Source organism: Arthrobacter sp. ZGTC131 (genome assembly GCF_002929275.1).
Taxonomy (GTDB): domain Bacteria; phylum Actinomycetota; class Actinomycetes; order Actinomycetales; family Micrococcaceae; genus Arthrobacter.
Window position 1 is genome coordinate 16498 of sequence record NZ_PJIK01000005.1, and the last position, 12423, is coordinate 28920.

General features: G+C 66.8%; 10 protein-coding genes. 5 read left to right on the plus strand and 5 right to left on the minus strand.

Features of this window, described 5'->3' with window-relative positions; genetic code table 11:
• Positions 1-14 precede the first annotated feature (14 nt).
• The gene (locus tag CXQ90_RS08285) at positions 15-1760 is read right to left on the minus strand and encodes a DUF349 domain-containing protein (protein ID WP_104138382.1); all 1746 of its coding nucleotides are present in this window, start codon (positions 1758-1760) and stop codon (positions 15-17) included.
• Between the two features lie 70 nt (positions 1761-1830).
• Positions 1831-2652, minus strand: a complete 822-nt coding sequence (locus CXQ90_RS08290) for a peptidylprolyl isomerase (protein ID WP_104138383.1) — start codon at positions 2650-2652, stop codon at positions 1831-1833.
• 254 nt (positions 2653-2906) lie between these two features.
• Between CXQ90_RS08290 and hisS the strand changes: the two genes are divergently transcribed.
• The gene (gene hisS / locus CXQ90_RS08295; protein ID WP_104138385.1) at positions 2907-4259 is read left to right on the plus strand and encodes a histidine--tRNA ligase; all 1353 of its coding nucleotides are present in this window, start codon (positions 2907-2909) and stop codon (positions 4257-4259) included.
• 60 nt (positions 4260-4319) lie between these two features.
• On the opposite strand, the gene CXQ90_RS08300 is transcribed toward hisS, so the two are convergent.
• Positions 4320-5564: an APC family permease gene (locus tag CXQ90_RS08300; RefSeq protein ID WP_104138386.1), complete on the minus strand. Its 1245-nt coding sequence runs from the start codon at positions 5562-5564 to the stop codon at positions 4320-4322.
• 97 nt (positions 5565-5661) lie between these two features.
• Here CXQ90_RS08300 and aspS point away from each other — a divergent pair, with 97 nt between their 5' ends.
• Positions 5662-7455, plus strand: a complete 1794-nt coding sequence (aspS, locus tag CXQ90_RS08305) for an aspartate--tRNA ligase (RefSeq protein WP_104138388.1) — start codon at positions 5662-5664, stop codon at positions 7453-7455.
• Between the two features lie 111 nt (positions 7456-7566).
• Here aspS and CXQ90_RS08310 read toward each other — a convergent pair whose 3' ends face one another.
• Entirely contained in the window at positions 7567-8415 is an 849-nt protein-coding gene (locus CXQ90_RS08310) for a hypothetical protein (RefSeq protein WP_258064423.1), read from the minus strand.
• A gap of 436 nt (positions 8416-8851) precedes the next feature.
• A complete protein-coding gene (locus CXQ90_RS08315; protein ID WP_104138391.1) occupies positions 8852-9526 on the minus strand; it encodes an acVLRF1 family peptidyl-tRNA hydrolase in 675 nt (224 codons plus the stop codon).
• Positions 9527-9588: 62 nt separating this feature from the next.
• Between CXQ90_RS08315 and CXQ90_RS08320 the strand changes: the two genes are divergently transcribed.
• From CXQ90_RS08320 to CXQ90_RS08330, 3 genes are all read left to right on the plus strand, one after another.
• The gene (locus CXQ90_RS08320) at positions 9589-11094 is read left to right on the plus strand and encodes a replication-associated recombination protein A (RefSeq protein ID WP_104138392.1); all 1506 of its coding nucleotides are present in this window, start codon (positions 9589-9591) and stop codon (positions 11092-11094) included.
• Between the two features lie 170 nt (positions 11095-11264).
• Positions 11265-11891 carry a 30S ribosomal protein S4 gene (rpsD, locus tag CXQ90_RS08325; RefSeq protein WP_011692125.1) on the plus strand — a complete coding sequence of 209 codons (627 nt, stop codon included), beginning with the start codon at positions 11265-11267 and terminating at the stop codon, positions 11889-11891.
• Between the two features lie 145 nt (positions 11892-12036).
• A complete protein-coding gene (locus tag CXQ90_RS08330; RefSeq protein ID WP_104138394.1) occupies positions 12037-12411 on the plus strand; it encodes a DUF948 domain-containing protein in 375 nt (124 codons plus the stop codon).
• Positions 12412-12423 lie beyond the last annotated feature (12 nt).

Here is a 12423-nt window from a genome sequence, read left to right on the forward strand (position 1 = left end):
GCAGGGTGTCCTTGTTAGGAGAGTTCGCTCGCCGAGCGCTGGATCTGGTCCAGCCACGCCTGGCGGGCGTCCAGGGCTTCCCGGGCAGCCTTGATCTTGCGCTGGTCGCCGGCCTTCTCTGCCTTGGCCAGATCATCCTTGAGCCCGGCGATGGCCGACTCAAGCTGGCTCAGGGCGCTGTTGGTGCGGGCCTTCGTCTCCGGGTTCGAGCGCTGCCAGATTTCCTCCTCGGCCTGCCGGACCGCATCCTCAATCCTGCGCAGGCCGGCCTCGATGCGCCCCATATCCGCACGGGGCACCTTTCCGGCTTCCTCCCAGCGGTCGCGGACGGACTGCAGTGCCTTCTTCGCGGCGCCGAGATCCTTGATCGGCAGGATCGAGTTGGCCTCCACGAGGAGGGCCTCCTTGACCTTGAGATTGGCAGAATACTCCTGGTCGATCTCGTCGTTAGCAGCCTGGCGGGAGGAGAAGAAGACATCCTGGGCCGCGCGGAAACGCGCCCACAGGGCGTCGTCGTCCTTGCGGCTGGCGCGCGGTGACGCCTTCCACTCGTCCATCAACCGGCGGTATTCGCCGGCGGCGAAGCCCCAGTCAGTGGACGAGGACAGTGCCTCGGCCTCGGCGATGAGCTTTTCCTTGGCAGCCTTCGCCGCGGAGTTGTTGCTGTCCAGCTGGGAGAAGTAGGCACGGCGGTGGCGGTCGAAGACCGTCCGGGCAGCACGGAACCGCTTCCACAATGCATCCTCATTGCTACGGCCAAGCCGGACGCCGCTCTTCTGCGCGGTCTTCCAGCTTTCGAACAGTTCGTTCATCCGGGCGCTGGAGGTCTTCCACTGGATCTGTGCAGGATCCGTTCCCGAAATAGCCTCGGCCTCGGTCACGATGGCCTCGCGGGCGGCGAGTTCGGCCGCACGCACGGCGTCATGCTGCGCCTTTTCCGCCTTCTCGAGCTCGGTAATCTCGGCGGACAGCGTGTCCAGCCGGCCCTCTGCGGAACGGATGTCACCCACCATGTTGCGCTCAGCAAGCTGCTCGCGGAGGTGTGTCACGGTCTTCTGCATGTCGGTGGTGGGTGCCTTGGACGCAACGCGCTGTTCGAGCAGCACGATCTGGGCCACGATGTCGTCGTACTTCCGGGCAAAGTACGCCAGCGCCTCGTCGTTGCTGACATCCGGGTACTGCCCGACCGGGTGCTCCTCGCCGTCGATGGTCAGGAAGACGTGGCCGTCCCCCTCAACCCGGCCCCAGCGGGCCGCTTCGGCCAACGACGTGGCGGGCGCGGCCGGCACAGGCGCCACGGCAGCCGCAGGGCCTGCCTTGGGGCGGGCGGCGAACGCCGCAGGCGACGGTGCCGGGCGGGGCGCCGGACGCGGGGCAGCGGGCGCAGGCGCTTCAGCAGGGGCGCCGGCTTCGGCGGCGGCCGGGGTAGCCTCGGCCTCTGCGTGCTCGGGCTCAGCCTCAGCGGCTGGGGCAACGTCGGCCTGCTCGGCCTCAGCCTCAGCGGCCGGGGCAACGCCGGCCTGGTCGGTCTCAGCCTCAGCGGGGGCGACGTCTGCCTGCTCGGCCTCAGCGGCCGGGGCAACGTCGGCCGGCTCAGCCTCAGCCTCAGCGGCCTGCTCGGCCTCAGCGGCCTGCTCAGCCTCTGCCTGCACCGCTTCTGCCTGCGAGTCGTCTGCTGCTGCTTCCGTGGGCTCGGCCGGAGGGGCCGGAACCTCGATCAGGTCGGCAGCTGTTTCGTCGGATTTCTGACTGTCTGTCACCGCTAAAAGTCTTTCGCTTGGAGGAAAATACTCTCGTAATGCACCCGTGGCCGCTTGGGACACGGGCTTATTACTTCAGAGAGAACGAGTCTATCGTGACTGGTTCCACAGGAGCGCCGTCGGTGTCACTTCCGCCCGACTTAAGACCTGCAGCCGCAATCTTTGTCACGGTGTCCAGGCCGGAGGTCACCTTGCCCACCACGGTGTAGCCACCCGCGGCGTCGGCGGGGATGACCGTGTCCTTGTATACGACGAAGAACTGCGTGCCGTTGCCGTAGGCGTTTCCGCCGGTGCGCGCCACCGCAATGGTGCCGGCAGGATATTTGTTGTCCGCCGGTGTATTTTCAAGCGGACCCCAGGTGTAGGCGGGATCGCCTTGGCCGTCTCCCGTCTTGGAGCCGCACTGCAGCACGCCGAAGTTGTCGGCAGTGGTGAGCCGGTGGCAGCTGACGCCCTGGTAGTAACCCGAGTCGGCAAGCGACTTAAAGACGGCTGCGGCTTGCGGCGCCTTGGTGCCGTCCAGCTGCACGCCCACCGTTCCGCGGTTCAGTTTCAGCTCGCCAGTGAAGACCTTGCCCGCGGCCGCTTCCGGCTTGGGAATATTGGGGGCGTTGGTGGTGGCGGCGGCCGATGGCGAGGCCGGCGCCGAGGGGGAGGGGGAGGGGGAGTTAAGTTCGGCTTCTGCCGCTGCAAACTCTTCCTCTGTCGGGTTTCCGGAGAAAACTGCCAACTGAAGCACGACGGCGAGGATCACCGCTGCCGCTCCGGCGCCTCCCGCGAACAGGTTGTCCCGCTTGCGGCGCTTCTCCTGGTCGCGGCGAAGCTCGCGTTTGGCTTCCATTTGCTGGATGCGCCTTCTGGCTTCACGCGTCTCACGTGGACTGGCCGCCACAGGTCCTCCTCGTTGATCGGGCTGCCCGCCTGATCCGCCCTGAAGGCATCCCCGGCTGCAGCTGCAGTGCGGCAGCCGTACGTCCCGGCCCCGCATTAGAGATGCAGGCGCCGAAAGCATAAACTGACTGCCGCACATAGTTTATGCATGACAGGCTGGACTCCCGCCCTTGCCGCTTCTTTTTGAACCACATGGCGGCGCGGATTACTGCGCAGCGGACTCCAGCCTTCGGTTACCTGAGGAGAAACTCCACCATGGCACGCACAGCCTCCCTGTCCGGATTCCCCGAGTGGCTTCCCGAGGAGCGGCTGGTGGAGCAGCATGTCCTGGACTCCCTGCGGCGTACCTTTGAACTGCACGGCTTCTCGTCGATCGAAACCCGCGCCGTGGAAACGGTCGGCCAGCTGCTGCGCAAGGGCGAGATCGATAAAGAGGTCTACGGGCTGAGCCGGCTCCAGGACGACGAGGGAGAGGAAGCGAAGGGCAAGCACGATCCGCACGCCCTGGCCCTGCACTTCGACCTCACCGTGCCGTTTGCCCGGTACGTCGTGGAAAACGCCGGCTACCTTGCGTTCCCGTTCCGCCGCTACCAGATCCAGAAGGTCTGGCGCGGCGAACGCCCGCAGGAGGGCCGCGCCCGCGAATTCACGCAGGCGGACATCGATGTGGTGGGCGACGGCGACCTTCCGTTCCGCTACGACGTGGAAATCGCCCTGGTCATCGCCGAGGCGCTGGGCGCCCTGCCGATCCCGGATTTCCGGCTCCGCATCAACAACAGGAAGCTCGCGGAGGGCTTCTACCGCGGCATCGGCCTGGACGATACCGCGGGCGTGCTCCGCAGCATCGACAAACTGGAGAAAATCGGCCCCGGCAAGGTGGCCGAGCTGCTCAGGACCGAGCTGGGCGCCACAGACGAACAGGCACAGGCAGCACTGAAGCTCGCGGGCATCCGGACCGAGGACACCTCCTTCGTGGCGCAGGTCCGTTCCCTCGGCGTGAGCAACGAGCTCCTCGAAGAGGGCCTGGACGAACTCGAGCAGGTCATCGAGGCCGCCGTGAAGCGCGCCCCGGGCAAGGTGATCGCTGACCTGAGCATTGCCCGCGGGCTGGACTACTACACCGGAACGGTCGTGGAAACGGTGCTGGTAGGCCACGAGCAGTTGGGCTCGATCTGCTCCGGCGGCCGGTATGACGCGCTGGCGAGCAAGGGCAACCGCAAGTTCCCCGGCGTCGGGCTGTCCATCGGCGTGACCCGGCTCGTCTCCCGGATCCTCAGCCAGGATCTCGCGAAGGCGTCCCGCTCCGTGCCCACCGCCGTGCTCGTCGCGCTGAACGCCGACGACACGTGGGGAGAGGCGCAGGATGTCGCCACCCAGCTGCGCAGCCGCGGCATCGCCACGGAAGTCGCCGCCAAGGCCGAAAAGTTCGGAAAGCAGATCAAGTTCGCCGACCGCCGGGGGATCCCCTTCGTCTGGTTCACCGACGACGACGGCAAGCACCAGGTGAAGGACATCCGCTCCGGCGTGCAGACCGACGCGGATCCGGCCACCTGGACGCCGTCGGACGAGGACCTCCACGTCCAGGTCACCGGCGTCTCACCGGAGTAACCGCCTCGAGTGGCCACACCACGGGTGACGTCCGGAGATATCGCTCCACGGAGCGGCGGCTTAGCGCCGGCGCAGCCGGAGGGCCAGTGCCCGTCCGCCCATCCCGGCGGCGAGCACGGCCGCCATGGTCAGGACCGAAGCCGGCGGCAGGGTGAACGCGAGCAGGAGGCAGCCGGCGAGTCCCGCGGCATTGAGCCACCTTGGCGCATGCCGGGGGCGGTCCTTGAGCGTGTAGGCCGCTGCGTTGGTCACGGCGTAATACAGCAGCACGCCGAAGCTGGAGAATCCCACCACCGTGACGACGTCGCTGGTCAGCAGCAGCAGAATCACGACGGCGGCCACCGCGAGTTCGGCGACGAACGGCACCGGATGGCGTCCGCCCACGCGCGCCAGCGGTCCGGGAAGGTCCCGTTCGCGGGCCATGGCCATCGCGGTGCGGCCCACTCCGGTGATGAGCGCCAGCAGTGCGCCCAGGGAGGCGGCGGCGGCCCCTGCCTGCACGAGCGGCGCCCAGCCGGACAAGCGGGACTGGGATACGGCGTCGAGCAATGGTGCCGCTGATGCGGCGAGCGACTGAACCGGCAGATGGGCCAGCAGCAGCGCGCCCAGCAGCAAGTAGATGGCGAAGGCGCCACCCAGTGCCCCGAGGATGGCACGCGGGATAACCCGGGCCGGGTCCTTCACTTCCTCGCCGAGGGTCGCGATCCGTGCATAGCCGGCGAAAGCGAAGAACACCAGGCCCGCGGCCGGCAGGACGCCCCATGCGCTGCCCACGGATTCGCCCGTCCCGCTGCCGGCAGGGTGCGGACCGAGGACACTGGCCGCGGCCACAAACGCCAGAGTGGCTAGGACGACGCCCAGCAGAATGCGGGTCAGGAACGCCGTCCGGGTGATGCCCATCAGGTTCACGCCGGTCAGCACCGCCACGGCCGCGAGGGCCACCGGGGTGGCGTAGTCCGGCGCCACATACTGCCCGAAGGTCAGGGCCATGGCGGCGCACGAGGCCGTCTTGCCGGTCACGAAACCCCAGCCTGCCAGGAATCCGCGCCATTCGCCCAGCTGCCGGCGCCCGTAGATGTACGTGCCGCCGCTCTCCGGGTACATGGCCGCGAGCTGGGCCGAGGCCACGGCGTTGCAGTATGCCACCGCGCCGGCAATCACAATGGATGCGAGGAGCAGATGTCCGGCCAGGCCGGCAGCCGGACCGAAAACCACGAAGACGCCGGCGCCCAGCATCGATCCGAGTCCGATGGATGTTGCGTCGAACACACCCAGCCTTCGCTGGAGCTTCTGGTGCCTGGTCATGGCGGGTTGTGAACCTTTCCAGCGGGTAAACTCGGACGGGATCGTTCCGCAACGATCCTATTGAACTTCATTTCGTTTTCCTTCTGAAAGGAATGCTGTGCTGCGCACACATGACCTCGGATCCCTCCGTTCCGAGCACATTGGACAAACCGTAACCCTGGCTGGCTGGGTTGGCCGCCGTCGTGATCACGGTGGTGTCGCATTCGTCGATCTGCGTGACGCCTCAGGCGTTGCTCAGATCGTGGTCCGGGAAGAAGAGGTTTTTCACGGGCTGCGCAACGAGTATGTGCTGCAGGTTACCGGCACGGTTTCCAAGCGCCCCGAGGGCAACGAAAACCCGGCGCTGGCCACCGGCGAGATCGAGGTCATGGCGGACAAGGTGGTCATCCTCAACACCGCGGACGCACTGCCGTTCCAGATTGACGAGCACGTTGAGGTCGGCGAGGAAGCTCGGCTCAAGCACCGCTACCTTGACCTGCGCCGCCCCGGCCCTAGCCGCAACCTCCGCCTCCGCTCCGAGGCCAACCGTGTGGCACGGGAACTGCTGCACCAGGACGGCTTCGTCGAGATCGAGACTCCCACGCTGACGCGTTCGACGCCGGAAGGCGCCCGCGACTTCGTGGTCCCGGCCCGCCTCGCCCCCGGATCCTGGTATGCGCTGCCGCAGTCGCCGCAGCTTTTCAAGCAGCTGCTGCAGGTGGGCGGCTTTGAAAAGTATTACCAGATTGCCCGCTGCTACCGGGACGAGGACTTCCGCGCGGACCGCCAGCCGGAGTTCACCCAGTTGGACATCGAGGCCAGCTTCGTTGACCAGGATGACATCATCTCGCTGGGCGAAAACATCGTTAAAGCGCTGTGGAAGCTGATCGACGTCGAGATCCCCACGCCCATCCAGCGCATCACCTACGCGGATGCCATGGCCCGGTACGGCTCCGACAAGCCCGACCTGCGGTTCGGCCAGGAACTCACTGAGCTGACGGAGTTCTTCAAGGACACCAACTTCGGCGTCTTCAAGGCGCCCTACGTGGGTGCCGTGGTCATGCCGGGCGGAGCCTCCCAGGCACGACGCGCCCTGGATGCCTGGCAGGAATGGGCCAAGCAGCGCGGCGCCAAGGGCCTGGCCTACGTCCTGTACAAGGAAGACGGCGAGCTCGCCGGCCCCGTGGCCAAGAACCTGACCGAGACAGAACGCGCCGGCCTGGCCGACGCCGTTGGCGCCAAGCCCGGCGACTGCATCTTCTTCGCCGCCGGCGAGAAGACTCCGTCCCGAGCACTGCTCGGCGCCGCCCGGGTTGAGATCGGCCACCGCACCGGCCTGATTGATCCCACTGCCTGGGCCTTCTGCTGGGTGGTGGACGCCCCCATGTTTGAACCGGCTGCCGCCGCTGTCGCCTCCGGTGACGTGGCCGTGGGTGCTGGCCAGTGGACTGCCGTCCACCACGCGTTCACCTCGCCGAAACCCGAGTTCATGGACTCGTTCGACAAGGATCCTGAATCGGCGCTGTCCTACGCGTACGACATCGTCTGCAACGGCAACGAAATCGGCGGCGGATCCATCCGTATCCATGAGCGGGACGTCCAGGAGCGTGTCTTTGAGCTCATGGGCCTCGACAAGGCGGACGCGCAGACCAAGTTCGGCTTCCTGCTGGAGGGCTTCAAGTACGGGGCTCCGCCGCACGGCGGCATCGCCTTCGGCTGGGACCGTGTCGTAGCGCTGCTCGCCGGAGTGGATTCCATCCGCGACGTCATCGCCTTCCCGAAGTCCGGCGGCGGTCACGACCCCCTCACGGACGCTCCTGCGCCCATCACCGCCCAGCAGCGCAAGGAGGCCGGCGTCGACTTCAAGCCCGAGGCCAAGAAGCCTGAAGCGATGAAGCCCGAAGACAAATAAGCGGCTGCACCCGCGGCATTAACAGCACATCCGTATCAACGGAACGTGCAGTAACAACGGCTCCCTGGAATCCCGGGGAGCCGTTGGCGTCCGCAGACAATCCGCCTGCCTTTACTGCGGTGCGGAACGCGTACCTGCGTCCGTGCCCGACCCGGACGTTGGAACGAACTTCCAGTCGAAAGACCCGTTGTCCCGGAGTGTCAGCCGAAGGAACCCGTGAGTGTCGCTGAATCGCTTCGCGATGTACGACGGACTGCTCGTGAAGTCGCGCAGACGGATGCCTCCCGTGGAAACCTGGAACGCTGTCATCCCGTCATCGACGCACTGGTCATCGTTGTTCACCGGACATGACCGTTCGTAGTTGTGCTGTGACCCTGACAGGGTCAGACGGACCCGGTGCTTCCACATCACGTCGATCCAGGGCTTGTGCTCAGCGGCCCGTCCGTGTTCGTCCGTGTTCGACGTGAAGTACGGTTCGTGGTGCACGACTGCCAGGTGCTTACCCGCCGCCCTGGCTGCCGCGAGGTCGTCGTCCAGCCACTTCGTCAACTCCTCAGCCTGCGTGGAGTCGTACCGCCAGTGCGCAGACGACAGGAACGCGAAGTGCCAGTTCCCGAAGTCCTTCGAGTACGGTTTCCCGTTCCCGATGAACCCACGCTGCTGGTTGATCGCGGCCTTCGCCGTAGAACCCGGGCACTGGCCATTCATGAAGTTGTCGAGGTCTTCGTTGCGGCCGGGTTTCCAGTCGTGGTTGGGGGCGGACACCCAGTACAACTTGGGCTTCGTGCCGCCCCACAGCGGCGTCCAGTACTTCACATAGTCAGCGCAGTACGCGGTGTCGTACTGGAAGTCCCCGAGCCCTAGGAACGCGTCAATCTCGTTGTTCTTTACGAGCCGGGTAATCGCCGCACCGTTCCGACCGGACGGGCTATCAGGCGCAAAGTTCCTTTCGCCGTTCATGTCACCAACAGCAGCGATCTGAACACCACCGGCAGGGGACGCGGCCTCACTGGTGCAACCTGCGACAGAGACCGCCAGAAGGGCTGCGGCGGCTGTGGCCACACACTGGAAGGATCTGAGACGAGGGAGTGCTGACTTCATCCGATAAACCCTTCGAGAAGCCGGACCGCAGGTCGCCTCCCGGGAGACAGCCAGGCGTACCGGCACCTTTGATATTCCTAAGGACTGGACTGGCTGTCAAGGGCGCGCGCTGCCCAAGAAAGATGCCCGCCTAGGTTCTATCGAACCACACGTTCTGAGGTCGGGGGGGTCGTGATGGGGCCCTACTCCGCCGTTTCGACGGTTCCCAGCGCACTCGATGCTGCGCCGCATCGAACCGGGAGGGAACCCGTCGAAACGGCGCCACCCGTCTAAACGCCGGGGGCCCGGCGGGAAATCACGACGGCGGGTCGGTCACCTGGATCCGCACGGCACAGGCGTCCGCGGCTGCTTTCTTCAGCACAGCCGCACGGGGATCGGGGACGTCGAGGTAGGCCAGCCGCTGCACCTTGGCGTAGGCCTTGAGCGCCGGCTCGTCGAGGACCAGCTCGGCCATGCCCCTGTCGCCGCCGGGAACGATGTACTCGATGACCTGCCCGGCAAACACCTGCCGTGCCTGGTCAGCAACGGCCTCCACCATCGCGTCCGCCTGGTTGGCGCGGCGCCGCGCGTACCGCTGCTGGGACTGGCCGCCGGCTGCGGTGCGCGACTGCACGTACTTCGATCCGGTCTTGGCGGCCAGGAGCCTGCCCTCACTCGCCACGGCCACCCCGTATCCGCCCCTCCGAATGAGGACCAGGCCGATCCTCCGGGGTTGCGACGCGAGGGAGGCCAGCCGGGCCACCAGATCGGCGCCCCGTCCGGGCCGGCCGTCGTCCGGCCACGGCGCCTGGAGCAACGCGCTGGCGCCGTCGGCCGCAAGCAGCCGCACGCCGTCGTCGTGGTCCGCAATCTCAAGGTCCCCGTGGCTGGCACCGAAGCGATCCACCCAGCCGGCCAGCCGTGCGCCGGAGATGAATGCGGTCCGGGAGGCTACGGCAGGACGTCCCACTGATTCGCCGCTGTGTGACACTGCCGACTTCCTTGCTCCCGTGACCGGACTTTGCCCGATGAATCTATGAGTAGCCTATCTATGTGGATGATCTCTTCGGCCCGGGGCCGGACAACGAAGACGAGGGCGACGGCGACGCCTCACCGTCGGGCCTCCCGGGTGGTGGTCCGCTTGGCGGGCGAACGGCCTCGCCGCGCAGTCCGCTGGCTGTCCGGATGCGGCCGCGCACCCTGGATGACGTGGTGGGCCAGCAGCACCTGCTGGGGCAGGGCTCGCCGCTTCGCCAGCTGGCCGCCGGTACCGATGCCGTTGGACCGGCCGGTCCAAGCTCGCTCATCCTCTGGGGTCCGCCGGGCACCGGCAAAACAACGCTGGCGCATGTGATCGCGCGGGGGCCAGGGCGCAAGTTCGTGGAACTGTCCGCCATCACGGCCGGCGTCAAGGACGTGCGCCGGGTCATGGACGAGGCCCTGACCGCCCGCGACCTCTACAAAACCACCACGGTCCTGTTCCTCGACGAGATCCACCGCTTCAACAAAGCGCAGCAGGATGCGCTGCTGCCCGGCGTCGAAAACCGCTGGGTGGTACTCGTGGCAGCAACCACCGAGAACCCGTCCTTCTCCGTGGTCTCCCCGCTGCTCTCCCGCTCGCTCCTCCTCACGCTCAAGCCGCTGACCGACGCCGACATTGAGGGCCTGCTCGAGCGCGCCGTTGAGGACGCCCGGGGGCTGAACGGCAAGGTCCGGCTCAGTGCAGACGCCCTGGCCCACCTGGTCAGGCTGTCCGGCGGGGACGCCCGGCGCGCCCTGACCGCGCTGGAGGCTGCTGCCGGCGTGGCGTTCGGCGACGCGGACGACGTCGCCCCTTCGCCGGGCGGCGGAACTGCCGACGCCGAGCCTGCCGCCAACGCCGACGGCGACACTTCCGCCGCCGCCCCGGCGCCTGAAGAGCCGGTCACCGTTGAGCTCCGCCACACCGAGCGGGCGCTGGACGTCGCCGCGGTCCGGTACGACCGCGCCGGCGACCAGCACTATGACGTCGCGAGTGCCTTCATCAAGTCCATCCGGGGTTCCGACGTGGATGCGGCGCTGCACTACCTCGCACGGATGCTGGAGGCGGGGGAGGACCCGCGCTTCGTGGCCCGCCGCATCGTGATTTCCGCGGCGGAGGACGTGGGCATGGCCGACCCCACCGCGCTGCAGACCGCCGTGGCGGCCGCACAGGCGGTCCAGCTGATCGGCATGCCGGAAGGCAGGATCGTCTTGGCCGAGGCCGTGGTCCACCTCGCCACGGCGCCGAAGTCGAACGCCGCCTACATGGGCCTGAACAAGGCCATTGCGGACGTCCGGGCAGGCCTGGGCAACGGAATCCCCGCGCACCTGCGGGACGCGCACTACCCCGGATCGAAGCAGCTGGGCCACGGGCAGGGGTACAAGTACGCCCACGACGCCCCGCACTCCGTGGCCCGCCAGCAGTACCCGCCGGATGACCTCGTGGGCCGCGACTACTACGAGCCCACCGGCAACGGGGCTGAGCGGGACATCGCCGTCCGGCTTGAACGCCTCCGGAAGATCGTCCGGGGCAAGTGAGCATCATGCTAAGATTGATGTTTGTCTGGCAAGGCGCGGACGCAAAATCCACCAAATTCACGTTTGATGAGGTTATGCCTGTGCCCAGTAGCAAAAGGCAGCGGTTGGCCGATGCTCTCCATCGTGGAGGCCAGTAACACTGACACACCGCAGTAATTGGAAGGACACAAGTGGCTAACAACACTCGTGCTCGCCGTACCGCACGCCTCTCGCGTGCACTCGGCATCGCTCTGACCCCCAAGGCCGCCAAGTACATGGAGCGCCGCCCGTACGGCCCCGGTGAGCATGGCCGTGCCCGCAAGAAGCAGGACTCCGACTACGCCGTACGTCTGCGCGAAAAGCAGCGTCTGCGCGCCCAGTACGGCATCCGCGAAGCCCAGATGACCCGTGCCTTCGAAGAAGCACGCCGCACCAAGGGCCTGACCGGTGAAAACCTGATCGAACTGCTCGAAATGCGTCTCGACGCCCTCGTGCTGCGTGCCGGCTTCGCCCGCACCATCGCCCAGGCCCGCCAGCTGGTTGTGCACCGCCACATCCTGGTTGACGGCATCCGCGTCGACCGCCCGTCCTTCCGCGTCGGCGAGGGCCAGCTGGTCCACGTTCACAGCCGCAGCGAAACCATGCCTCCGTTCCAGGTTGCAGCAGCCGGCGCGCACCGCGACGTCCTGCCCCAGGTTCCGGCCTACCTGGACGTCAAGCTCGACGCCCTGCAGGCACGCCTGGTCCGTCGCCCGAAGCGCTCCGAGGTCCCCGTGACCTGCGAAGAGCAGCTCGTCGTCGAATTCTACGCACGCTAAATTTCCGGCAGCGTACCCAAGGAAGCCCGTGGCAAGCGCCGCGGGCTTCTTTGTATGTAAGGTACTTGGGGGACATCCGCGGCTGGCGCACACTGCCGCCGAGGACCATGTACCGTTCCACGGAGTTTCAAGGAGATGAACGTCTATGTCTGGTGGCGATATTGCCGGCCTGATCGCGGCCGGAGTATTTGCGCTCCTGGTCCTGTTGCTTGCTGTCCCGATCCTGAAGCTGGGGCGGGTATTTGATGAGGTGCGGACCTCGATCCGCTCCATCAGCGACGGTGCGACCCCACTCATGGACGAAGTCACGGCGACCGTATCCACCACCAACCAGCAGCTGAAGAAGGTGGACGGCATCGCTTCCAACGTTTCGGACGCCTCCGCGAACATCTCGGCGCTTTCCTCCCTGGTTGCCGCCACTGTGGGCTCGCCGCTGATCAAGGTGGCCGCCTTCAGCTACGGCGTTCGCACCGCCTTCGCCGCACGCAAGAAGCCCGCAGCCGGCCGTCGCAGCCGCTAGCCCCCACCCGGA

What these genes read in the sequence shown, in the direction of transcription:
- hisS (WP_104138385.1), top strand. Translation starts at nt 2,907, where the DNA reads ATGGCACGCACAGCCTCCCTGTCCGGATTCCCCGAGTGGCTTCCCGAG.
- CXQ90_RS08300 (WP_104138386.1), bottom strand. Translation starts at nt 5,564, where the DNA reads ATGACCAGGCACCAGAAGCTCCAGCGAAGGCTGGGTGTGTTCGACGCA.
- CXQ90_RS08310 (WP_258064423.1), bottom strand. Translation starts at nt 8,415, where the DNA reads ATGAACGGCGAAAGGAACTTTGCGCCTGATAGCCCGTCCGGTCGGAAC.
- CXQ90_RS08330 (WP_104138394.1), top strand. Translation starts at nt 12,037, where the DNA reads ATGTCTGGTGGCGATATTGCCGGCCTGATCGCGGCCGGAGTATTTGCG.